At 64.3% G+C, this 21,434-nt stretch carries 22 protein-coding genes; 12 read left to right on the top strand and 10 right to left on the bottom strand.

Going from position 1 to position 21,434, the window contains the following annotated elements; genetic code table 11:
- The first annotated feature begins 15 nt into the window (after positions 1–15).
- From ACTEK7_RS10845 to ACTEK7_RS10835, 3 genes are read left to right on the top strand one after another with little or no spacing between them, the layout of a single operon-like run.
- Positions 16–1,005: a branched-chain amino acid ABC transporter permease gene (locus ACTEK7_RS10845; protein ID WP_109144604.1), complete on the top strand. Its 990-nt coding sequence runs from the start codon at positions 16–18 to the stop codon at positions 1,003–1,005.
- A 32-nt stretch (positions 1,006–1,037) separates the two neighbouring features.
- Positions 1,038–1,769, top strand: coding sequence for an ABC transporter ATP-binding protein (locus tag ACTEK7_RS10840; RefSeq protein ID WP_225112739.1), 732 nt, complete (start codon positions 1,038–1,040; stop codon positions 1,767–1,769).
- Complete coding sequence (locus tag ACTEK7_RS10835; protein ID WP_225143603.1) at positions 1,750–2,463, top strand: ABC transporter ATP-binding protein; 714 nt, start codon at positions 1,750–1,752, stop codon at positions 2,461–2,463. The genes ACTEK7_RS10840 and ACTEK7_RS10835 overlap by 20 nt, the downstream gene beginning before the upstream one ends.
- Positions 2,464–2,978: 515 nt before the next feature.
- On the opposite strand, the gene ACTEK7_RS10830 is transcribed toward ACTEK7_RS10835, so the two are convergent.
- Positions 2,979–3,257: a hypothetical protein gene (locus ACTEK7_RS10830; RefSeq protein ID WP_036026108.1), complete on the bottom strand. Its 279-nt coding sequence runs from the start codon at positions 3,255–3,257 to the stop codon at positions 2,979–2,981.
- A gap of 514 nt (positions 3,258–3,771) precedes the next feature.
- Here ACTEK7_RS10830 and ACTEK7_RS10825 point away from each other — a divergent pair.
- Complete coding sequence (locus ACTEK7_RS10825; protein WP_225143605.1) at positions 3,772–4,008, top strand: hypothetical protein; 237 nt, start codon at positions 3,772–3,774, stop codon at positions 4,006–4,008.
- A gap of 60 nt (positions 4,009–4,068) precedes the next feature.
- Here ACTEK7_RS10825 and ACTEK7_RS10820 read toward each other — a convergent pair whose 3' ends face one another.
- Positions 4,069–4,827 (bottom strand): SDR family NAD(P)-dependent oxidoreductase, encoded by a 759-nt coding sequence (locus tag ACTEK7_RS10820; protein ID WP_057026998.1) that lies wholly within the window; start codon positions 4,825–4,827, stop codon positions 4,069–4,071.
- Positions 4,828–4,987: 160 nt separating this feature from the next.
- Between ACTEK7_RS10820 and ACTEK7_RS10815 the strand changes: the two genes are divergently transcribed.
- From ACTEK7_RS10815 to ACTEK7_RS10790, 6 genes are read left to right on the top strand one after another with little or no spacing between them, the layout of a single operon-like run.
- Positions 4,988–6,253 carry an extracellular solute-binding protein gene (locus tag ACTEK7_RS10815; protein WP_225146174.1) on the top strand — a complete coding sequence of 422 codons (1,266 nt, stop codon included), beginning with the start codon at positions 4,988–4,990 and terminating at the stop codon, positions 6,251–6,253.
- Between the two features lie 3 nt (positions 6,254–6,256).
- Entirely contained in the window at positions 6,257–7,210 is a 954-nt protein-coding gene (locus ACTEK7_RS10810) for a carbohydrate ABC transporter permease (protein ID WP_225143609.1), read from the top strand.
- Entirely contained in the window at positions 7,203–8,048 is an 846-nt protein-coding gene (locus ACTEK7_RS10805) for a carbohydrate ABC transporter permease (protein ID WP_225143611.1), read from the top strand. Before ACTEK7_RS10810 ends, ACTEK7_RS10805 begins: the two co-directional genes overlap by 8 nt.
- 21 nt (positions 8,049–8,069) lie before the next feature.
- Positions 8,070–9,167 (top strand): Gfo/Idh/MocA family protein, encoded by a 1,098-nt coding sequence (locus ACTEK7_RS10800; protein WP_225127516.1) that lies wholly within the window; start codon positions 8,070–8,072, stop codon positions 9,165–9,167.
- Positions 9,168–9,177: 10 nt separating this feature from the next.
- Positions 9,178–9,822: a ThuA domain-containing protein gene (locus ACTEK7_RS10795; RefSeq protein WP_036004213.1), complete on the top strand. Its 645-nt coding sequence runs from the start codon at positions 9,178–9,180 to the stop codon at positions 9,820–9,822.
- Entirely contained in the window at positions 9,819–10,868 is a 1,050-nt protein-coding gene (locus tag ACTEK7_RS10790; protein ID WP_225146173.1) for a LacI family DNA-binding transcriptional regulator, read from the top strand. Before ACTEK7_RS10795 ends, ACTEK7_RS10790 begins: the two co-directional genes overlap by 4 nt.
- A gap of 30 nt (positions 10,869–10,898) precedes the next feature.
- Here the strand turns inward: ACTEK7_RS10790 and ACTEK7_RS10785 are convergent, their stop codons facing one another.
- Positions 10,899–11,786 (bottom strand): VOC family protein, encoded by an 888-nt coding sequence (locus ACTEK7_RS10785; RefSeq protein WP_225146172.1) that lies wholly within the window; start codon positions 11,784–11,786, stop codon positions 10,899–10,901.
- A gap of 266 nt (positions 11,787–12,052) precedes the next feature.
- On the bottom strand, positions 12,053–12,295 hold the full coding sequence (locus ACTEK7_RS10780; protein ID WP_156446846.1) for a hypothetical protein: 243 nt from the start codon (positions 12,293–12,295) through the stop codon (positions 12,053–12,055).
- A 191-nt stretch (positions 12,296–12,486) separates the two neighbouring features.
- Between ACTEK7_RS10780 and ACTEK7_RS10775 the strand changes: the two genes are divergently transcribed.
- On the top strand, positions 12,487–13,674 hold the full coding sequence (locus tag ACTEK7_RS10775) for a CaiB/BaiF CoA transferase family protein (RefSeq protein ID WP_225146171.1): 1,188 nt from the start codon (positions 12,487–12,489) through the stop codon (positions 13,672–13,674).
- 1 nt (position 13,675) lies between these two features.
- On the opposite strand, the gene ACTEK7_RS10770 is transcribed toward ACTEK7_RS10775, so the two are convergent.
- On the bottom strand, positions 13,676–14,398 hold the full coding sequence (locus ACTEK7_RS10770; protein ID WP_225127512.1) for a DUF72 domain-containing protein: 723 nt from the start codon (positions 14,396–14,398) through the stop codon (positions 13,676–13,678).
- Between the two features lie 90 nt (positions 14,399–14,488).
- On the opposite strand from ACTEK7_RS10770, the gene ACTEK7_RS10765 reads away from it, so the two are divergent.
- Positions 14,489–14,713 (top strand): hypothetical protein, encoded by a 225-nt coding sequence (locus ACTEK7_RS10765; protein WP_036026065.1) that lies wholly within the window; start codon positions 14,489–14,491, stop codon positions 14,711–14,713.
- Between the two features lies 1 nt (position 14,714).
- Here the strand turns inward: ACTEK7_RS10765 and ACTEK7_RS10760 are convergent, their stop codons facing one another.
- The 5 genes from ACTEK7_RS10760 to ACTEK7_RS10740 all read right to left on the bottom strand — a co-directional run bounded on the left by ACTEK7_RS10760 (position 14,715) and on the right by ACTEK7_RS10740 (position 21,320).
- Entirely contained in the window at positions 14,715–15,863 is a 1,149-nt protein-coding gene (locus tag ACTEK7_RS10760) for an amidohydrolase (RefSeq protein WP_225139665.1), read from the bottom strand.
- 225 nt (positions 15,864–16,088) lie between these two features.
- Positions 16,089–17,174 carry a mandelate racemase/muconate lactonizing enzyme family protein gene (locus ACTEK7_RS10755; RefSeq protein ID WP_225146170.1) on the bottom strand — a complete coding sequence of 362 codons (1,086 nt, stop codon included), beginning with the start codon at positions 17,172–17,174 and terminating at the stop codon, positions 16,089–16,091.
- A 172-nt stretch (positions 17,175–17,346) separates the two neighbouring features.
- Complete coding sequence (locus ACTEK7_RS10750) at positions 17,347–18,549, bottom strand: calcium-binding protein (RefSeq protein WP_225146169.1); 1,203 nt, start codon at positions 18,547–18,549, stop codon at positions 17,347–17,349.
- Between the two features lie 268 nt (positions 18,550–18,817).
- The gene (locus tag ACTEK7_RS10745) at positions 18,818–20,011 is read right to left on the bottom strand and encodes a M20/M25/M40 family metallo-hydrolase (protein ID WP_225146168.1); all 1,194 of its coding nucleotides are present in this window, start codon (positions 20,009–20,011) and stop codon (positions 18,818–18,820) included.
- Positions 20,012–20,078: 67 nt separating this feature from the next.
- Positions 20,079–21,320 carry an MFS transporter gene (locus tag ACTEK7_RS10740; protein WP_036026052.1) on the bottom strand — a complete coding sequence of 414 codons (1,242 nt, stop codon included), beginning with the start codon at positions 21,318–21,320 and terminating at the stop codon, positions 20,079–20,081.
- Positions 21,321–21,434: the final 114 nt, after the last annotated feature.

Genomic DNA, 21,434 nt, shown 5'->3' with positions numbered 1-21,434 from the left:
GTGACCGATCGAGCCATGGTCGATGGCGTGAGCCCGCCGCGTTTTTCCGTGCCGCTTGAGCTGCGCGCTGTCGCAATCACGCTGGCGCTCGGAGTGCTCGGCTACACGCTCTTTCCGGAGGACCTCGCGTTTCTGACGCGACTGATCAGCATCACGCTTCTGGTGCTGTCGCTCGATCTGGTCACGGGGTATTGCGGTGTCGCCACCCTTGGACATGCTGCGATCTACGGTGTGAGCGCCTACGTCGTGGGTAACGCATGCCTTGCCGGACATTCCGACCCCCTGCTGTTGTTGCTCGTGGGGGCGGTGGCCGGTGCCGTGATGGGGCTGGTCTCAGGCGTCCTTGTCACGAGGTTCAAGGGTCTCCCCCAGCTTGTGCTATCCATTGCCGTCGGACAGCTCGTCGCGGCGCTGGCCAACAAACTGTCCAGCCTGACGGGCGGAAGCGACGGATTGTCCGGCATTTCGCCTGGACGAGTCTTCGGGGTCTACGCGTTCGACATGTACGGTCGCACCGGCTACGTGTTCTCCGTTGCGGTGCTCATGGTCGTGTTCGTGGTGCTGCTTCGAATCGTGCACTCTCCGTTCGGCCTGCTTTGTCAGGCAATCAAGGATGACAGCCTGCGAGCTCGGATGATCGGTGCCCGCGTGTATCCCCGGCTCGTGCTGATGTATGGCGTGTCGGGGGTTGTTGGCGGAATTGGTGGTGCTCTCAATGCCATCAATACGGGCGTCGTGGGACTGGATAGCATCGGATTTGAGCGGTCGGCTGAAGCTCTCGTCATGCTGGTCCTGGGTGGCGCAGGCAGTCTCTGGGGCGCGCTGATCGGATCCATCGTCTTTCAAGTGTTCGAGCACTACGTCTCGGCTGCGAATCCATTCCATTGGATGACCATGGTCGGTGCGTTGCTGATCGCGGTCGTTTTGTTCGCCCCGAAAGGCCTGGTGTCCCTTGGAGGCTTGCTTGCTGGTCGCACCGCCTCGGTGATGAGGAGGCGCCCGTGAGCCGGCCGCTGCTCGAACTGCGAAACGTTTCGATGTCCTTCGGCGGGATGCGGGTCAACGATGATATTTCCTTCAGTATCGGGAAGGGAGAAAGGGTCGCGTTGATTGGCCCGAACGGCGCCGGCAAAACCACGCTCGTCAACGTCATCTCCGGCGACTTGACCCCTTCACAGGGCGCCGTCCACCTCGCCGGGGTTGATGTGACCGCACTACCGATTTCCGATCGCGTCGACGCCGGCTTGATCCGGACCTTTCAGATCACGAGGCTCTTCAAGAGCCTGACGGTCGCACAAAACGTCGCGCTCGCCGTGATGCAACGAAAGGGGCTCACGAGAAGCATGTTTTCCTCCCCGATGGATCGGCCGGACGTTCGTCGGGAGTGGGAGCGGGCCCTTGGAACGCTCGGTATCGCCCATCTGGCCGACAGGCAGGTCTCGCAACTGGCGTACGGTCAGCAGCGCCTTCTTGACCTGGCAATCGGGCTTGCTCTCGAGCCGAAGGTCCTGCTCCTGGACGAGCCCGCGGCAGGGGTTCCGTCAGAGGAGTCCTCCAAGATCATCGAGGCGATCGACAGATTGCCATCTGATATCGCGGTCTTGATGATCGAGCATGACATGGACCTGGTGTTCAAATTTGCCCGCCGTGTGCTCGTTCTCGCCAACGGAAAGCTGATCTTCCAGGGCGATCCGGCAGAAGTCACGCACCATCAGGAAGTCCGTCGAGCTTATCTAGGTAGCTACGCAGATGCCCGCCACGCGTCTTGAAGTCAAAGGTCTCAGTGCCGGGTATGGCCCCACCCGTATCATCGATCACATGTCGTTCGAGGTCTTGCCAGGAGGCCGTCTCAGCGTCCTTGGTCGAAACGGAGCCGGCAAGACGACCTTGCTCGCATCGCTGATGGGTCTGACGACCCATCATGGGGGAAAAGTATTCCTGGGCGAGGCTGATCTCACGGATACCAAGGCATCGACACGCGCTCAACGAGGTCTCGGTTACGTACCGCAGACACGCGACATATTTCGGTCGCTGACGGTGGAAGAAAACCTGGTCGCGGGTCTCAAGGATCGAGGTCGAGAGGCACTTGAAGAGGTCTACGTGATGTTTCCGAGGTTGGCCGAACGTCGACGCCATTTCGGGACGCAATTATCGGGCGGCGAGCAGCAGATGCTCTCGCTCGCCAGGACGCTGCTGGGAAGGCCTTCAGTTCTCCTCTTGGATGAGCCGCTCGAGGGGCTCGCGCCGGTGATCTGCGATCAGATCATGGAAATCATCACCGCGCTGGCGAGTTCTGGTGAAATGACCATCGTTTTGGTCGAGCAGCAGATCGAACGAGCGCTGCGCTTTGCCGATCATGTCATGGTGGTTGAACGCGGCAAAGCGGTCTGGAGTGGTGAATGCTCGCACTTGCGCGACGACCCCAAGATGGTCGAGCGCCTGCTCGGTGTTGGGGTGCACTGAGGCATGCGGCTTCCTTGTCATTGAGACAATGGGCAAGCTCGTATCACCCTTGCCCCGTCGGGGCGGCGGGGCTTGGCCGTAGGGCTCGCCCGGAAAGGCGAACCGGCAGCACGATCGCACGCCAAAGGGCCGGACAAGTTGATCCCTTGCCGCAAAGCGCTCAAGGACGACCGCAAGCGCTGTCAGTTCAGCCTTCCAAGCAGTCTTCGGATGATCTTCCGCAAGTTTTCGGCGTACTCATCGACGACCTGACGCCTCTCGGCCGATGGCGGCAGCTGACATTCGTCGTTCCCATCCGGCGACGGAGGATCCGTCTTGGAACTCCCGCGCATGATCGAGGCGATCGGCTTTGTCACTTTCACGGGAAGTCTGACCTCTGATGCACGACGCGCGTCGTTCAGGCTAGGTGCCAATTCCATCTGCGGCCTTCACACAAGTTAAGTCGCCGGAGCGGGTCGATCTGCATGGCTCGTCGCCGACGCGTGGCGCCGCAACATTTTGCAAATCGCGGCGCGCTAGGTGCACGAGGCGGTCGGATCGCACTTCGGGCAGCGGCCGTCGGCGGCTGCGCCGAGCTGGCGGCCGAGCTCGGCCCTGAGAGCCTCCTTGTTCCATTCGGCGCCGTCGCATCTGACGATTCGCTTGGCGCGCTCGAAGGCGTGACTCTCGGCGGCGTCATCGCCGATGCGGACGATCACGTCCCGATGGAACGGGCAGGCCGTCGTCGCGCGGGTCGTCTCCAGGGCGTAGCGCACGACCTCGGTGAGATCGTCGGTGTCAATGTCGGCAAGCATGTCGGTTCTCCTGATCGGCGTCCTCCCTTGTCCAGACCATGCACTACCTTCGACGAAAACCGGCCTCGGGCTCGATGGGAGCGCCGAGGCCGATTGTTCGCGTGGCTCTTCCATCCAGGGTCTGAACTCGTCCAGCAAACCCGCGCTGCCGATCTTCGTTCCATCGAACTCTTCGGCGGAGCCGCTCTCCGGCCTGCTCCATGTTCGCGGTCTTCTGCACTCTCCGTGAAAGCGGCGCCGGAAAGGCCTCGAAATCCAAACGTCGCTCGCTCCGGCAAAGGGGACCTCGAAAAAGCGTTCCCGATGCCGACACAAGACTATCGTCGGCGTCGCAAACATGTCTTGATCCAGCTCAAGGGAGGCGGCGGTATTTGACCGAACGCTTCTCGATCGGCAAGCCGCTTACAAGCGCTGCGCGATGTCTTCACCGCTGCTCGCGTCAATCCGTTCAGGACATCTGCGTAAGTATTGGACCGCAATTTCCAGGTCGCCGCGCCGGGCGCATATCTCCAGCATGGAGCGCAACGTCATCTTCAAATGCCCCCGCACGGGCATGAACGTGCAGCACTGGATTCCCGGCACAGGCTCCGACGCCGCGGACACGCACGTCCCGGTCCGGTGTCCCGCTTGCGCCTCGCTGCACTTCGTCAATGTCGCCAGCGGCAAGACCTTGAGCGAGGGCATCGGTCGGCCTCGCGCGACCACGGCGCCAGCCGGTCTCGGCGACCGGCTCGATCCATCGCGGCCTTGACCGCGTGAGCTCCGCCCGGCCGCGTCCGGATCGGATCTTCCGACTGATCCCTAGGGCATCTCAGACCCAGCCGCCATCGACGATGTAGTGCTGGGCGGTGCAGGCGGAGGCCTCGTCGGAGGCGAGGAAGACGGTGAACTTCGCAACCTCGTCCGGCATGAGCCGGCGCTTCAGGCATTGTCGCTGCTGCAGCTCGATCTCGCCGGCCGGCGTCATCCATTTCTCGAGCTGCCGCTCGGTCATGATCCAGCCTGGCGCGATCGCATTGACGCGGATGTTGTAGGGGCCGTAGTCGCGCGCCAGCGAGCGCGTCAGCCCGATCACGCCTGACTTGCTCGCGGTGTAGGCGGCCATGCCGCCTTGTCCTGCGATCCACGACACCGAGCCGAAATTGACGATGGCGCCGGCATTGGCCGCCTTCATGTCCGGCAACACGGCCTGAGATGCGAAGAACTGGTGCTTCAGGTTCACCGCGATGCGGTCGTCCCAATAGTCCGGCGTCATCTCCTCGGTGTTGTGCCGCTCGTCATGAGCGGCATTGTTGATCAGGATGTTGATCGGGCCATGAGCCTTGCGTGCCTCGGCGACGCCGGCACGCAGCGCGGGTATGTCGGTGAGATCGACATGCTGGAAATGCGCAGCCAATCCCTGCTCGGACAGCTCGCGCGCCAGGCGCTGTCCCTCCTCGACCTTGATGTCGAAGAACACGACCTTGGATTTCTGCTCCGCAAAGCGCCGCACGATCGCAGCGCCGATTCCGGCTGCGCCGCCGGTGACGAGTACGACCTTGCCGGCGAGGTCGGAATAGATCGCAGCCATGGGCACCTCGTTTGTTGCGGCCGGCGCGGCAGGCCGCGTCGACTCTTTCGCAAACCATAGCCATTCCATTGGTGAGGTGCATAGATCAGAATTTGTGTTGCGCACCTCAAAAATTGAGGGCAGGATTGCGCCAAAGAATAAAGACGGTCGGGAGGATGTGATGAGATTGCTCGGGAAACTGGGACTCGCTGCTGTCGCATGCCTGCTTTGGGCCAGTTCCGCGTCAGCCGACACCACGGTCAAATGGCTGCACATCGAGGTCAACCCGGCCCAGGTGAAGATCTGGGAGGAGGTCGCACGCAGCTATGAGGCGTCGCACCCAGGTGTGAAGGTCGAGATGCAGTTCCTCGAGAACGAGGCCTACAAGGCCAAGCTGCCGACCATCCTGCAATCCAAGGATCGGCCGCACATCATCTATAGCTGGGCCGGCGGAGTGCTGAAGACCCAGATCGAGGCCGGCGTCCTGGCAGACATCACCGATTCCGTGAAAAGCGGCGGCTACAGCGACACGATCGCACCGGCAGCGCTCGCGGCTTTCACCAGCAACGGCAAGGTCTATGGCCTGCCGACCGCGCTCTCGCAGGTCGGCTTCCTCTACAACAAGGACTTGATGGCCAAGGGCAATGTCGACGCGAGCAAGATCAAGACATGGGACGATCTGCTCGGCGCAGTGAAAACGCTGAGGGCCGCGGGCGTGACGCCGATTGTGGTTGGCGGTGCCGATAAATGGCCGCTGCATTTTTACTGGACGCATCTCGCAGTGCGCATCGGCGGCAAGCCGGCCTTCGATGCAGCACTGAAGGGTGAGAATGGCGGGTTCGCCGGCGAAACCTTTCAGAAATCCGGCGAGCTGTTCAAGCAGCTGGTCGATCTCCAGCCCTTCCAGAACGGCTTCCTCGGCTTCAAGAATCCGCAGGCCGTCGGCTATTTCGGCGACGGCAAGGCCGCGATGATCCTGGCCATCTCGTCCTTCTATCACACCCAGCGCGCGCTTGCCGCCGACAAGGTCGGTCTCGGCGACGACAAGCTTGGCTGGTTCGATTTTCCGGTCGTACCCGGCGGCAAGGGCGAGCCGTCAGACACGCTCGGCGGCATCACCGGCTGGTTGATCACCAAGGGGGCGCCCAAGGAAGCCACCGACTTCCTCAAGTTCTTCATCTCCAAGGACGTGCAGGCGCGGCTTGCCGCCGGCAACTTCATCGTTCCCGTCGCCAAGGGCGGCGAAGCCGGTCTCAACAGCGCCTTCATGAAGCAGATCGCGGCCAATCTGGCGAAGTCCAACTATCACCAGAACTTCTATGATCAGAGCCTTGGCCCCTCGGTCGGTCGCGTCGTCAACGACGTCACGGCCGAGATCGCCGGCGGCAGCATGAGCCCGCAGAACGCAGCGAAAGCCATCGAAGCGGCGTACAAGCAGGGTAACTGACCGGTGGCGCGACGGATCGCGATGTCGTCGCCGATCGGCGTCGCCGGTGAGGCGGCCCCCCAGGTCGGGATTCGTGGCGCGGTTCGTGGCCCCGGCTGGGATGGCCGCTTCACCGTCCTGATCCTGTTCCTGCCGCCCGCGCTGCTGCTGTTCACGCTGTTCGTGGTGCTGCCGATCGGCGAGGCCGCCTGGTACTCCGCCTTCAACTGGAACGGGTTCGGCAGGCCGACCAACTGGATCGGCCTCGACAATTACCGCTTCGTGCTGGAGACGCGGGCCTTCTGGCTCGCGCTGCGCAACAACGGGCTGATCATTGCGGTCTCGCTCGCCGTCCAGCTGCCGCTCGCGCTGACCCTGGCATTGATGCTGGCCGAAAAGTTTCGCGGCGCCGTGGCGCTGCGCATGCTGTTCTTCATGCCCTATATCCTCGCCGAGATCGCGACGGGGCTGATCTTCAGCTTCGTCTATGACGGCGATTACGGCCTCGTCGCCTCGATCTGGCGCACGTTCGGCGCCGAGCCTCCGCATCTCCTGGCCTCGACCGACACGGCGATGCTGGCGGTGCTGATCGTGGTGGTCTGGAAATATTTCGGCTTCCACATGATGCTGTTCATCGCCGCGCTCCAGAGCCTCGACAAGAACCTGGTCGAGGCCGCCCGTATCGACGGCGCGACGCGGACGCAGACGCTGCGCCACGTCGTGATCCCCTTGCTCTATCCGACGATCCGCCTGTCGGTGTTCTTCGCCATCATCGGATCGCTGCAGCTGTTCGATCTCGTCATGCCGCTGACGCGCGGCGGGCCGGCCGATTCCTCCAACACGTTGGTGAGCTTTCTCTACAACAACGGCATCTCGCGCATGCGGGTCGGCTATGGCAGCGCCATCGGCGTCATCCTGTTCGCGATCTGCGTGACCTTTGCCTTCACCTACAAGCGATGGTTCATGCGCGATGAATAGTGCCGGGGCTAGAAGCGCATTCGATCCCGCAGCGCTGTTCAAGGCGCTGTTCCTCGGCTTGGTCGCGATCTTCGTCCTGGTGCCGCTGCTCGCGACCTTGCTCGGCGGCTTCAAGTCGCTCGGCGAGCTCCGTGTCAATCCATTCGGCCTGCCCGCACAATGGGAGTGGCAGAACTACGCCGACATCCTGTTCTCGGCGCGCTACTGGCAGCTACTGCGTAATTCGCTTGTCATCTCGACGCTGGCGGTGGCGCTGACCCTGATCACGGCTTCGATGGCCGCGTTCACCTTCGCCCATGTCCGGTTCTTCGGCTCATCGATGCTGCTCAGCTATCTGACGCTGGGCCTGCTGTTCCCCGCCGCGACCGCCGTGCTGCCTCTGTTCATCAAGGTGCGCGATCTCGGCCTGCTCGATACCTATTTCGGCGTCGCGCTGCCGCAGGTGGCGTTCAGCCTCGCCATGAGCGTGCTGCTGCTACGCCGTTTCTTCAAGGACATCCCCTATGAGCTGCTCGAGGCGGCGCTGGTCGACGGCTGCAGCTACATCAAGTTCTTCCGCTATGTGACGCTGCCCTTGTCGCGTCCGATCCTGGCGACGGTCGGCACCATCACCTTCGTCAACAGCTGGAACGCCTATCTGCTGCCGCTGGTGATGCTGAACACCGACGCGCTGTATCCCTGGCCGCTCGGCATCATGGTCTACCAGGGCGAATACTCGTCCGAATGGCACCTGATCCTGGCCTTCATCACACTCACCATCCTGCCCACGATCATTCTGTTCCTGCTGGCGCAGAAGCACATCGTGGCCGGCCTCACCGCGGGCGCGGTCAAGGGATGAGCCGTATTCTGAGGAGATAACATGAGAAAAGTCGGCATCGGAATCATCGGCTGCGGGGTGATCAGCACCGCCTATCTCAAGGCGGCCCAGCGCTTTCCGGTCATGGAGGTCAGGGCGCTCGCCGACATGCGCAGCGAGATTGCGGAACGCCAGGGCGCGGCCTTCGGCTTGCCGGGAATGCGGGTCGACCAATTGTTGAAGCGAGACGACGTCGAAATCATCGTCAATCTCACGGTGCCGCTCGCCCACACCGATGTCAGTTTGGCGGTGCTGAACGCCGGCAAGCACGTTCACTCGGAGAAGCCGCTCGGCATCAATGTCACTGAGGCGCGCAAGGTCATGGAGCTTGCCGCGCAGAAGAACCTGCGCGTCGGCTGCGCGCCCGACACGTTCCTTGGCGGCGGCCATCAGACCGCGCGCAAGCTGATCGACGACGGCGCGATCGGCACGCCCGTCGCGGGCAGCGTTTTCTTCGGCTGCCCCGGCCACGAGCGCTGGCATCCGGCGCCTGGCTTCTATTACCTGCGCGGCGGCGGGCCGATGCTCGACATGGGGCCGTATTACATCACCGATCTCGTGCAATTGCTCGGCCCGGTCGCCAGCGTGATGGGCTCGACCGCGCGCCCCAAGACCGAGCGCCTCGTGACCAGCCAGCCGATGAACGGCGCGCTGATTCCGGTCGAGGTCCCGACCCATGTCGCCGGGACGCTGGAGTTCGAAAGCGGCGCCGTCGTGTCGATCACGATGAGCTTCGACGTGCCGAAACATCGGCATGCGCCGATCGAGATCTACGGCGACAAGGGCAGCATGCTGGTGCCGGATCCAAATCGCTTCGGCGGCGAGGTGCAGGTGGCGAAGACCGGCGGCGAATGGGAGGCGATGCCGCTGACGCACGGCCACGTCGAGGGCGAGTTCCGCTCGATCGGCGTCGCCGACATGGCTGGCGCGATCCTGAACGACCGGCCGCATCGCGCCAGCGGCGCGCTCGCCCTCCACGTGCTGGAGGTGATGGAGGCGTTCCAGACTTCCGCCGACGAGGGCCGCCGCGTCAAGATCGAGAGCCGCGTCGAGCGGCCGGCGATGCTGCCGGCGGGACGCGAAACCGGACAGATCGATTGAGGGTATGACCATGCGCAAGGCAATGATTGTATGGGGCGGCTGGCCGGGACACGATCCCGATCTCTGCGCGTCGATGATCCGCGGCTGGCTGAAGGCGGAAGGCTTCGAGGTGCGGATCGAAACCACGACGGCAGCCTTTGCCGATCCCGCGATCCACGATCTGTCGCTGATCATACCGATCTACACGATGTCGAAGATCGAGAAGGCGGAAGCGCTCAACCTCTGCGATGCGGTGCGCAGCGGCGTCGGGCTTGCCGGCCACCATGGCGGCATGTGCGATGCTTTCCGCGAATCGGTCGATTACCAATTCCTGTGCGGCGGGCAGTGGGTCGCCCATCCCGGCAACATCATCGACTACAAGGTCGACTTGACGAAGCCGGACGATCCGATCATGACGGGTCTGAAGAGCTTCGAGCATCGGTCTGAGCAATATTACATGCATGTCGATCCCGCCATCGAGGTCCTGGCAACGACGACCTTCACCGGTGAGCACGCGCCCTGGATCGAGGGCGTGGTGATGCCGGTGGTGTGGAAGAAGCGCTATGGCGCCGGGAGGGTATTCTATTCCTCGCTGGGCCACCGCGCCTACGAGCTTGACGTGCCGGAGATCCGGACGTTGATGACCCGCGGCATGCTATGGGCCGCGCGCGAATGACTGAAGGCGCGACCCAGCCGGTGCTTCGGGCCACGCTCGAGGACGTCGCGCGCGCGGCGGGCGTTTCGCTCGCCACCGTCGATCGCGTCGTCAACCGGCGCGAGGGTGTCCGCGCCAAGACCGTCGCGCGCGTCGAGGCCGCCGTGGCAAAGCTCGGCTATCGCGCCGATGTTGCCGCGGCGCGGCTCGCCCGCGGGCAGACCTTCCGCTTCGCTTTCGTGCTGCCGACCGGCAGCAACAGCTTCATGACCAACCTCAGCGAGCAGGTCGCGCGCACCGCGGACTGGCTCGCCGGCCATCGCGGCTTCATCGACATCCACCATGTCGACGTGTTCGACCCCGATGTCCTTGCCCGAGCGCTGGAGAACCTCTCGCCGGCCTATCAGGGCGTCGCCGTCATCGCGCTCGATCATCCCCGGGTGCGCGCCGCGATCGACGAGCTCGTCGCGCGCGGGGTTGCCGTGGTCACCCTGGTGTCGGACGCGCCGAGTTCGTCCCGGGTGCATTATGTCGGGATCGACAATCCAGCCGCGGGCCGCACGGCCGCCACGCTGATGGGACGCTTCCTTGCCGGGCGCGAGGGCACCGTCGCCGTGATTGCGGGATCGTTGTCGCTGCGCGACCACACCGAACGGCAGTTCGGCTTCCACCAGATCCTGTCGAGCGAGTATGCGAGCCTGTCCGCACTGCCTGTCATCGAGGGGCGCGACGACAGCGACCGCACGCGGGACCTTACGGCCGCGCTGCTCGCCCGCCATGCCGACCTCCGCGGCATCTATTGTTGCGGCGCCGGAAACCGCGGCATCGCCGATGCGCTCGAGGCCTCGGGCCGCGCGCGCGAGGTGGTCTGGATCACCCATGAGCTGACCGAGCACACCAGGCGGTTCCTGGTGCGCGGCACGCTCGACGCCGTCATCAACCAGGATGCCGGCCATGAGGCGCGGTCTGCGGCGCGAGTCCTGCTCGCGCATTGTTCTGGCGAGCCGATCAGCCCCGACCAGGAGCGCATCCGCATCGACATTTTCCTGCGGGACAATCTGCCGTAGCGTGAAGCGCACGGAAGCGCCGCGCGAGGACTACCCCTCGTACTGATCCGGCCCCATCGCCCAAGCCGACTCGTCGTGGCCGAAGGCGTAATTGCGGTTGTTGAGCGCCGGATTGCGGTTGACCATCGGCCGCATGAACATCGGATGGGTCACTGAGCGCACCTCGTGCTCGACCGTGAACAGCTTCTTGCCGCTGTCGAGGTCGACGATGTCGCAGAACCGGTACTGGTATTGATTGTCCTCGCGCGAGATCAGCTTGCGCGCAAGCAGCTTGCGGTAGGGGCCGGAGAAGTCGGTGATGTACATCTGCACGTGGTGGCCGTCATAGTCGGCCTGCGGCCGGTCGGTCTCGCGGAACAGCAGATGCTGGTTGCGGCCCGTCTTCACGGCGGCCACAGTGCCAGCGCCGTTCTGCAAGCTCGCGGGCATGCCCATGACTTCAGGATAGAAGGCGCAGATGCCGGCCGCCGATCTCATGGGCACGTCGAACTCGACATAGGGAATGCCGAGCGCGATCCGGCCGAACCGCGCGGCGTCGGGCTCGTAGCAGCGCACGCGGTTACCCCAGGGGCAAACCGCCTCGACATGGTCGTTGTGCTCCCTGAACGCGAACGTCGTGCCCTCGAGCTTCTTCGCGACCGATGCAAGCCGCGCCAGCAGCGCCTCGCGGCCTTCGATGACCAGGCCAATGTGTCCGCGCAGCACCTGCGGCCGGCCGCTCGGCAGATGAAACTGGCTCCGCCCGGCATTGATCCACATGTTGGTGTCGGACACCATCAGATAGGGATCGCGGGTGAGCCCGAGCCCGGCGACGTAGAACAGCGTGGCGAGGCGCTGGTCCGGGACCTGGATGTTGACGTGCTCGAAATGGATTGCGTTGCCGAGATCTTCTGCGGATCGATCGAATTGCTGCGGCATGGGTGTGCACTTCTCGCTGGGGGATAAACGCGTGCATCTTAAAGCATAGATTCCGGCCGTCGAATGCTTTCGCCGGCCCCGTGCCATGCGATGCGAGGTGCGGCTGACGCCCTGAAGAAATAAGAAAAATACAAGGTCAAGAACTAGCCGCCTCTCGGCGGCTAGTTCTTTGGAGGGATACTCCTCCCGCGTCGTCACCTAACCGTGATCGGAAGCACATCGGAGGAGGCCGCCCTGGAGCGGTCTCTTCTTCTGCGGATTGCCCGTTATTGGCCCCGCAGTTTTTCCCCGGTCTTTTCTCCGTGATCGGTGGAGCTTTTGACTTTGCTGCCGGACGTCTTGCCGGCGCCGGTCGTCGTCTTGGGGCCGCCCTTGCCAGCGTCATTCGCCATGCTGTTATTGGTCCGATCAACGCCCGCGCTCCCGGCGCCGCCGCCACCTTGGGCCAAAGCAATCGTGGAAGTCACAGCCAACGCAGCAGCAGTCGCAATCGTCGCTAGTTTTTTCATCGGGTTCTCCTTGTTTAGACTAAAAAAACCAAGCCTCCGATGCTCGAATCGTTCCTGGCGCCTGCTCCCCTGCTCCTTTGTCGCAAGACCTGAATCCGCGCCGTCATACATGAGGGCCGGCCCATGCCTGTCTTGATCTTGCCGTGGCAGCCAGTCCCTGTAATCTCCTTGGAACAACAGGGAAGAAGCCGATGGGAGGAGTTCTGGAGGGCGTGCGCGTGCTCGATTTCGGGCGCTATATCGCCGGGCCCTATTGCGCGACCTTGCTGGCCGAGTTCGGGGCCGAGGTCATCCGGGTCGAGAAGCGCGACGGCAGCGAGGATCGGTTCGTCGCGCCGGTGGGCGAAGGCGGCGAGGGCGCGCTGTTCCTCCAGATCAACCGCAACAAGAAGGGCATCACACTCGATCCAATGAAGGCGGAAGGCCAGGAGGTGATGCGCCGCCTGATCGCGACCGCGGACGTCGTGGTCGCCAATCTGCCGCCGCAGACCCTGCGCGCGATGAAGCTCGACTACGAATCGCTGAAGGCGATCAAGCCGGACATCATCCTGACCACGGCGACCGCGTTCGGCGGGCCGGGCCCGTGGTCCGACCGCGTCGGCTTCGACGGCGTCGGCCAGGTGATGTCGGGCTCGGTGTACATGACCGGCGCCGGGGATCCGCCGTACCGCGCCGCGGTGAACTGGGTCGATTTCGGCACTGCGCTGCACTGCGCGTTCGGCACGCTCGCCGCCCTGATCGAGCGCGGCAAGTCTGGGCGGGGGCAGATCGTCGAGGGTGCGCTGCTCGCAACCGCTTTGTCCTTCACCAATGCCACGCTGATCGAGCAGGCCGTTATCGACGTCAACCGCGTGCCGACCGGCAATCTCGGCCAGACCGCTGCGCCCGCCGACATTTACCGCACGAGGGACGGCTGGGTGCTGTGCCAGGTCACCGGTCATCCGCTGTTCAAGCGCTGGGCGAGGCTGATGGGCGAGGAGGAGGTGTGGCTGAACGATCCGCGCTTTGCCGACGACATCAGCCGCGGCAATAACGGCCGCATCATCAGCGAGCGGATGGCGCGCTGGTGTGCCGAGCGCACCACGCAGGAGGCCGTCGACACGCTAGGCGACGCGATGATTCCGACCGGCCCCGTGCTCTCGCCGCAACAGGCGCTGGATCATCCGCACATCCGCGCGGCCGGCTTCATGCAGGACGTCGACTATCCGGGCCTGCCGAAACAGGCACCGGTTGCCCGCGCCGCGGTGCGGCTGTCGGAAACGCCGGGCGAGATCGCGCACCGTCCGCCGACGCTCGGCGAGCACACCGACCACGTCCTCGCCGATCTCGGCTACGATGCGGACGAGATCGCGGCGCTTCGGCAGAGCGGCATCATCTAACTCACAGCAGCTGCTTCAACGCCTTTGCATCGGCGGGTGCTGCGCTCTTCTGGTCGTTGTCGAAATAGACATAGACGTCGCAGCCCTGCCGCTTCCACGACTTGATGCGCTTGGCCCATTGCGCCAGCGTGGGTTTGGTATAGTGCCCGTGATAGCGCCCGCTTGGCCCGTGTCCGCGCACATAGACGAAATCCGCTGTGCGCTTCCACGGCGCCGGCGCGTCGTGATGATCGGACAGGCACAGCGAGATGTTCTCCTCAGCCAGCATGCGCAGGATGCGCGGCTGATACCAGCTCGGATGACGAAATTCGAAACTGTAGCGGCGTTTCCGCGACAGCAGCTTGAAGAACGAGGCGAGCCGGTCCGCATTCGCCTCGAATTGCGGCGGCAGCTGGAACAGGATCGGGCCGGCCTTGCCGCCGAGCCTGGAGATGCGGTCCTCCAGCAGCTCGAGGCTGTTGACGGAGCGCTCCGACAGGCGCTTCCAGTGCGTGATGAATTTCGACGCCTTCCAGGCGAACACGAAATCGCGGCCGGTCTGCTCCCGCCATCCCGTCACCGCCTCCGGCGTTGGCGTGCGGTAGAACACCCCGTTCAGCTCCGTGGTGTCGAACTGCCCGGCATAGTAGCTGAGCTGCTGCTTCAGCGTCACGCCCTCGGGGAAGAACGGGCCGCGCCAGGAAGCGTAGTGCCAGCCCGAAGTTCCGATCAGAACGCGCGCCATGTTTTACGTACCATCCGTTGCCATTTGCCGGAGGGAACGTCCGTGCGGCCGATACGTTTCTCGTGAGCGTGAACGCGAGGACCGGAACCGATGTACGCGCTGTTTGAAGGCAACAAGCAGATCGGCAATCCCTTTCCGACCGAGAAGGAAGTGTGGGAAGCTGCCTTGATCGAGGGCCTCGTCACGGACGTCCCCATTGCGGACGAGGAGGGCGGCCACATTCTGCCGGCCGGCTATCACGTCGAGCGCATCGAAGAGACGGAGGAGACGTTCGCGCCGCGGCCGGACTGGAAGCTGCCGCGCGAAATCTCCTGAGTTAATTCGTCGCCAGCGCCGCCTTGGCGACTTCGGCCATCCAGCGCGAGGCGACGGGCAGGATCGCGTCGTTGAAATCGTAGCGCGGGCCGTGCAGCTCGGCGCCGTCGCGCAACTCGCCATTGCCGATCCAGACGAAGGCGCCGGGCCGCTGCTGCAGATAATGGGCGAAATCCTCGCCGGCCATGCTGGGCGCGAGATCGCGCCGTACCGGTGCCTGCACCTTCTCCGCGGCGATGCGCGCGAGGTCAGCCTCATCAGGCGTGTTGATCACCACGCCAACGCCCCAGACGATCTCGGGCGTGACCTTGACGCCGAAGCTGGTCGCGATCCCGGCGCAGGTACGCGTGATGCCATCGAGGATGACGTCCTTGACCACTTCGCGGTGGTAGCGCAGCGTGCCGCGGATGGTGACGCGTCCGGCGATCTGGTTCGGCGCGGTGCCGCCTTCGATCGTACACAGCGACAGCACGGCGGTGTCGAGCGGATCGACGCCGCGCGAGGTGACCGATTGCAGCGCGACGATGAGGTGCCCGGCCGCCACCACGGGATCACGCGTCAGATGCGGCATACCGGCGTGCCCGGCATGGCCCTCGATATTGATGGTGATGCGCCCGCCGGAGGCCATCACGACGCCGTCGTGCACGGCGATGGTGCCGGCGGCAAGGCCCGGCCAGTTGTGGAAGCCGAATATCCGCTCCATCGGAAAGCGATCGAACAGTCCGGCCGCGACCATCGCCCGCGAGCCGCCAAAGCCTTCCTCGGCCGGCTGGAAGATGAAATCGACCGTGCCGCTCCAATCGGTATCAGTGGCGAGCAGCGCCGCGGCGCCCAGGAGCGAGGCGGTATGGCCGTCATGGCCGCACGCATGCATCACGCCGGATGACTTTGAAGCATAGGGCAGCCCGGTGTCCTCGGTGATCGGCAGCGCATCCATGTCGGCGCGCAGGCCAACCCGCCTTTGCGCATGGCCGCGCCTCAAGGTCGCGACGATGCCGTGGCCGCCGATTCCAGCCTCGAAGGGAATGCCGAGCTCGGTGAGCTTGTCCTGCACGAAGGCAGAGGTCTCTTTCTCCTGGAGCGACAGCTCCGGGTGGGCGTGGAGATGCCGGCGCCACGCGGTCAGTTTCTGGTGCAGTTCGGGGGACAAGGCAGGGGCCTTTCGCAAGGTGTCGGTTGCCGTCACCATAAAGGATTATCACCGCCATGCACCCTGCGCCTTGGAATGCCTCGCGTGCAGCAATGTGCGCTTTTTCCGTCATTCCGGGGCGCGCCTCTTGGCGCGAACCCGGAATCCATCGTGCAGCGAGCTCCGCGGCCCAATAGATTCCGGGTTCGCGACTTCGTCGCGCCCCGGAATGACGAGCAATAGGTGTTACGCCAGCTTCGCCAGCCCCTTCCAATCGAACCCAATCCCGTGACCCGGCCGATCGGGCGCCAGCGCCAGCCCGTCCTTCAGCACCAGCGGATGCTCGAGATACTTGTCGAGCCCGAAGCCGTGCGCCTCCAGATAGGATCGGTTCGGGCAGGCCGCGAGCAGATGCACGGTGATGTCGTGCGCGCCGTGGCTGGTGACGGGCAGGTTGAACGCTTCCGCCAGCCGCGCGATCTTCATGAAGGCGGAAACGCCGCCGCAATTGGTGACGTCGGGCTCCGGGTAGGACACCGCGCCACTGGCGATGTAGTTCTTGAACTCCCACAGCGAGCGCAGATTCTCGCCCGCCGCGATCGGCACGCCGCCCGCCTGCATGATACGCACATGGCCCGCGACGTCGTCGGGGATGATCGGCTCCTCCAGCCAGGTGAGGTCGAAAGGAACGAAAGCACGCGCGGCGCGGATCGCCTCCTCGACCGTCCATTTCATGTTGGCATCCGCCATCAGCGGAAAGCCGTCGCCGAGATGCTGCCGCATCGCGGAGATGCGCGCGACATCGGACTTGAGGTCGGGCCGGCCGACCTTCATCTTGATGGCGCGGAATCCCTTGGCGAGATTGCCGTCGGTCTGCTTCAAGAGCGCATCGACGGAGAGATCGAGGTCGATGCCGCCGGCGTAGCACGGCACATGCGCATCGAAGCCGCCGAGCAGGCGGTACAGCGGCAGCTTGGCGCGCCGCGCCTTCAGATCCCACAGCGCGATGTCGAGTGCCGAGAGCGCCAGCACCGCCGGCCCGCCGCGCCCGCCATAATGCAGCCCCCACCAGACATGATGCCAGATCGCCTCGGTATCGTCGGCCTCGCGTCCTTCGACCAGCGGCGGGATCTCGCGCTTGAGAATGTCGGCCACAGCCCCGCCGTTGCGCCCGACCGTATAGGTGTAGCCGACGCCCTCGGCGCCATCGGCATCGCGGATGCGGCAGGTGAGCAGCTCGAACGCCGTCATGTCGCCATGCGTGGAGTCCGACAGCGTGATGGGGAGGGGGATCCGGTAGAGCCCGGTCTCGATGTTTGCGATGCGCGGCATGGTGCCTCCCTGTCTTTGGTTCTTCTTCTTCGTAGGGTGGGTTAGCTAGCGGATGCGCGAAGCGCAGTCCGCTGGCGTAACCCACCTCTTCTGTCTCTGCGGATACGAACAGTGGTGGGTTACGCCTAGCGGTTTGCGCTTCGCGCAATCCGCGGGGCTAACCCACCTTACGCTAGACTATGAAGTCCGTCGCCTCCAGCGAGGCCGCATGCACTCCGCTCAGGGTGATGGTGTCATTGGCAGTGAGGTGAATCACCGCATTGCCCGAGCTGTCATCGCTGATGAGGCCGGACAGGGTCGCCCAGTCGGCAAAACCGTAGTCGTGCAGGTTGATCACGTCGAGTTCCCCCGCGGTGCTGCCGACCGCCATGTTGCCTTGATTGAAGTCGTTGATGACGTCGTTGCCGGAGCCGGCCGTGAAGACGAAGACATCGTTGTTCGGCCCGCCCCACAGCTGATCATTACCCGCGCCGCCGTTGAGCGTGTCCGTGCCGCCAGTGATAGAGCCAGGGGTAGATGGCGCATAAGTCCGCGCATCGCCGTAGAGATGATCAGTGAACTCTCCGCCATTGAGGATGTCATTGCCGCCACGCGCACTGCCGGACATGTTCATGGCGTCGCCAATCAGCTGGGAGCCGTAGACGGCCGGCGGCGGCTCGCCGCCATTCGTCACGAAGGTCAGGGTATCGTTGCCACCCTGGGCATTGTCGGTCAATGACGTGAGCGAATCGCCGGCCAGCGTTCCACCTCCGATCGCCATGCCACTGCTGATGCCGAGCGTGAGGTCGTCGTTGCCACCGATTGTATTGCCGGTCATGGCACCGATGGCATCCCCACTGAGGGTCGCCGTGCTTTCGTATGCATATTCGAATACGTTCAGCGTGTCGTTGCCGCCATGCGCGTTGTCGCTCATGGATCCCCCGGCATCGCCACTGAACACGTTCTCGAAGGCCCGCCCACCGGTCACGCCTGTCAGCGTGTCATTGCCGCCTTGCGTGTTGCCCGACATGTCGCCTCCGGCATCTCCGTAAATGGAGATGTTGGAGCGGAAATTGCCGCCGGCGTCGGCGGTGAGCGTGTCGCTGCCGCCTGCAGCATTGCCCAACATGGTCTCGGCGTCGCCCATAATGGTGGCGCCGCTGAAGGGATAATCCACGTTCGCCGTGAGCGTGTCGTTGCCGCCGTGGGAATTGCCCTGCATGACCGTGTCTTCGCCGATCAGCGTAACGAACACGTCCGCGTTGAGGATGGTTGCCGTCACCGTGTCGTTCCCGCCCCAGCCGTCGATCGGGAAGTTGGGATCCCCGACGATGGTCGCGGTTTGGCTGAAGTCCGGAAAGGTGAGAATCAGGGTGTCGTTCGGCATCGTGCGCATGGCGCATCACTCCCATTTCATATCAGTCACGTGACTCTGAAAACAGCGGAGGTCTCGGCGAGACGCACTGCGGTCACGCTTGGATCTGAATCTACTTGGAGTTGATGGCGGAGGTTTGCTCCTGACTCGGTTTGATTGCGGCCGAGGAACCGCGTGACGGTGCTCGCCATCGATGGGCAGCACGGGACAGGCGCGGACTTCACGGAAGCCGCGATCGACCCGTTAGACCAGAGCCGTGTTAAAGCGCTATGACGTGCCGTTTGCCATCTCACCGCATCGTCGCCAGCTGCACCGCCAGCGCGCAGGCGCGGTCGTATTCGTCGAGATTGATCCATTCGTCGACCGTGTGCGCCTCGTTCTGGCCAGCACCGAAGGTCACGGTCGGAACGCCGTGGCGGACCATCCAGTTGGCGTCCAGGCCGCCATTGGCGGCGCGCACGTTCGCCGTTCCGCCCACGGCAGACACCGCCTCGATCGCGCGTTTGACCACCGGCAGGTTCTCCTTCATGCGGAACGGATAATAGTCGGTCTCGGCCTTGAATTTGACCTTGCCGGACTTGCCTTGCGCGTTGGTGACCTTCTTGGCCGCCTTCTCGAACGCGGCCTTGTAGGCCTTGGTGATCTCCTTGAAGAATTTTCCGTCATGGCTGCGGCTCTCGCCGCGCACATGCACGTAGTCGGTGACGACGTTGGTGGCATCGCCCGCGGGGCGGCCTTCGCCGCCGGTGACCGGGCCGACATTGCTGGTGCCTTGCTTCTTGCCCTTCACCACCTTGCCGAACCAGCCGCCGGCCTTCACGTCCGCAAGCGCGAGCGCCATGATCATGGTCGAGGAGATGCCGCGCTCCGGTGCGACGCCGGCATGCGAGGCGCGGCCGAAGATTTCGACGGTCCAGCGGTCGGCGCCGACCGCCCCAATCACGACATTGGAGGCCGAGCCGCCGTCATAGTTGAACGCCATCACCGGCTTGCCGAGCTCGTCGAGCTTGACGTGGCGCGCGCCGTAGAGCCCGCTCTCCTCGCGTACGCAGAACAGAAGCGTGATCGGCGGATGATCGAGCTTCTGCTTTTCGAGCTCGGCCGCCAGCGTCACCAGCACGCCGCAGCCGCAGCGATTGTCGCCGCCGAGCGCGGTCTTGGCGTCGTTGACGATCTTGCGCCCCGTCAACTTTGGCTTGGCACCGGCGCACAGCGGCACCGTGTCCATGTGGGTCATGAACATGATGCGTGGATGGTTGTGCAGCGCGCCGCGGCCGGGCAGGTCGACGATGAGGTTGCCGGTCTCGGTCGGCACCGGAATGCGCGTGTTGGCGTCGTCGAGCCGGATCGCCTTGGCCGGCACGCCGCTCTCCTTCAGCGCAGCCGTGAGCTCCCGCCCGATCGCCGCCTCCTGTCCGGTGACGCCCTCGACAGTGAGGAAGCGCATGAGACGATCGGTGGCGGCTTTGGTGTCGACGGGCATGGACTCGAATTCCCCTGATGCGGATGGCGGCGCAGCATCTCCTGCGCTTCCGCATTTCGCAAGGGGCTCAGACGCGCTGCGTGTAGATCAAGAAAATCAGCACGCCGACCGCCAGTGCCGCCGCCATGAACAGCAGCACCGCCGGCAGCCCCGCGAGTGCGGCCACCGCGCCGGTGACGGATTGCATCAGCGCAGTGCCGAGAAAGAAGGCGAGATTGACGGCCGCAAGCGCCTTGCCGGCGACCTGCGCATCGACGAGTTGCCTGGACATGCCGAACAGCAGCGGCTGCGCCGAGGTGAAGAGCCCGATGAGCACGAACAATGCCAGATCGTAGGAGGGCGGCATGACGTTCACGCCGAACAGCCATGCAACGGCAAAGTGCGGCGCTCCCAGCGCCATCAGCGCGAGCAGTAGCGCCGCGATCGCATGCGTGCCGGCGACCAACTCGCGGCGGCGGCCGAGCCTGCGGTCGATCATGCCGACGAGCAGCGGGCCTGCGATCATCGCCAGCGTGAACGCGCCGAGCTGGTTGCCGGCCTCGATCCGCGTCAGGCCCTTGATCTCCATCAGCCAGGGTCCTCCCCACAGGCCGCGCAGCACCAGCGTGCTCGCCAGCGACACCATCGCCAGCGCGATCACGCCGCGCAGCGGCCGTGACAGGCCGAGCCTGACCACATCGATCATCTGCGACAGCGGCGAGGACTCGTCCTTGTGCTCGGCCGGCTGGTGCGGCACCAGTACGAACACCGCCAGCGCGACGAGGATGCCGCCGATTGCGGAGATCCAGAACCCGGCGCGCCAGCCGTAAGTATCGATCACGAAAGCGAGCGGGCTCGCCGACAGCAGCATGCCGATATTGCCGATCGAGAGGATGGCGCCCGACCACAATCCGAATCGCGCCGCCGACAATTGCTTGGCTGCGAGCGTCATCGGGCACATCAGCATGCCCGAGGTGGCGACGCCGAGCAGCAGTTGCCCGACGGCGAAGCTCTCGGGCCCCGTCGCAAACCCCGAGGCCATCGCGCCGAACACGGTTCCCGCCAGCAGGGCGAGCGACACCGGCCGCACGCCGAACCGGTCCATCGCCGCGCCGACCGGGATCTGCGAGGCTGCAAAGGCAAAGTGGTAGACCGACGTGAGGCTCGCCAGCGCCTGCGGCTCGATGTGGAAATCCGCCGCCATCAGGTCGAGGCTCACCGCCGGAATGGTGCGCAGCAGGGTCGACAGCATGTGGCCGCAGGCGAGCGCGACCAGCGCGAAGATCAGCGCGCGGGTGGCGGTGCCCGCGTCGTCGTCGGCATTGGTCATGAGCGTCCCATCCCGAGAAGGTTTTAGGGTGGGTTACAGGATTGAGGGGGCGGGTGCCAATGGCGGCAGCGCGCCCCCCTCATGCCGGAATGTGACCTCGGACTGAGAGCAATG

The sequence above is a fragment of the Bradyrhizobium sp. JHI2711 genome (assembly GCF_056156565.1).
The sequence above is the reverse complement of the archived record's forward strand: the minus strand, read 5'-3'. Positions and strand labels throughout refer to the sequence as shown.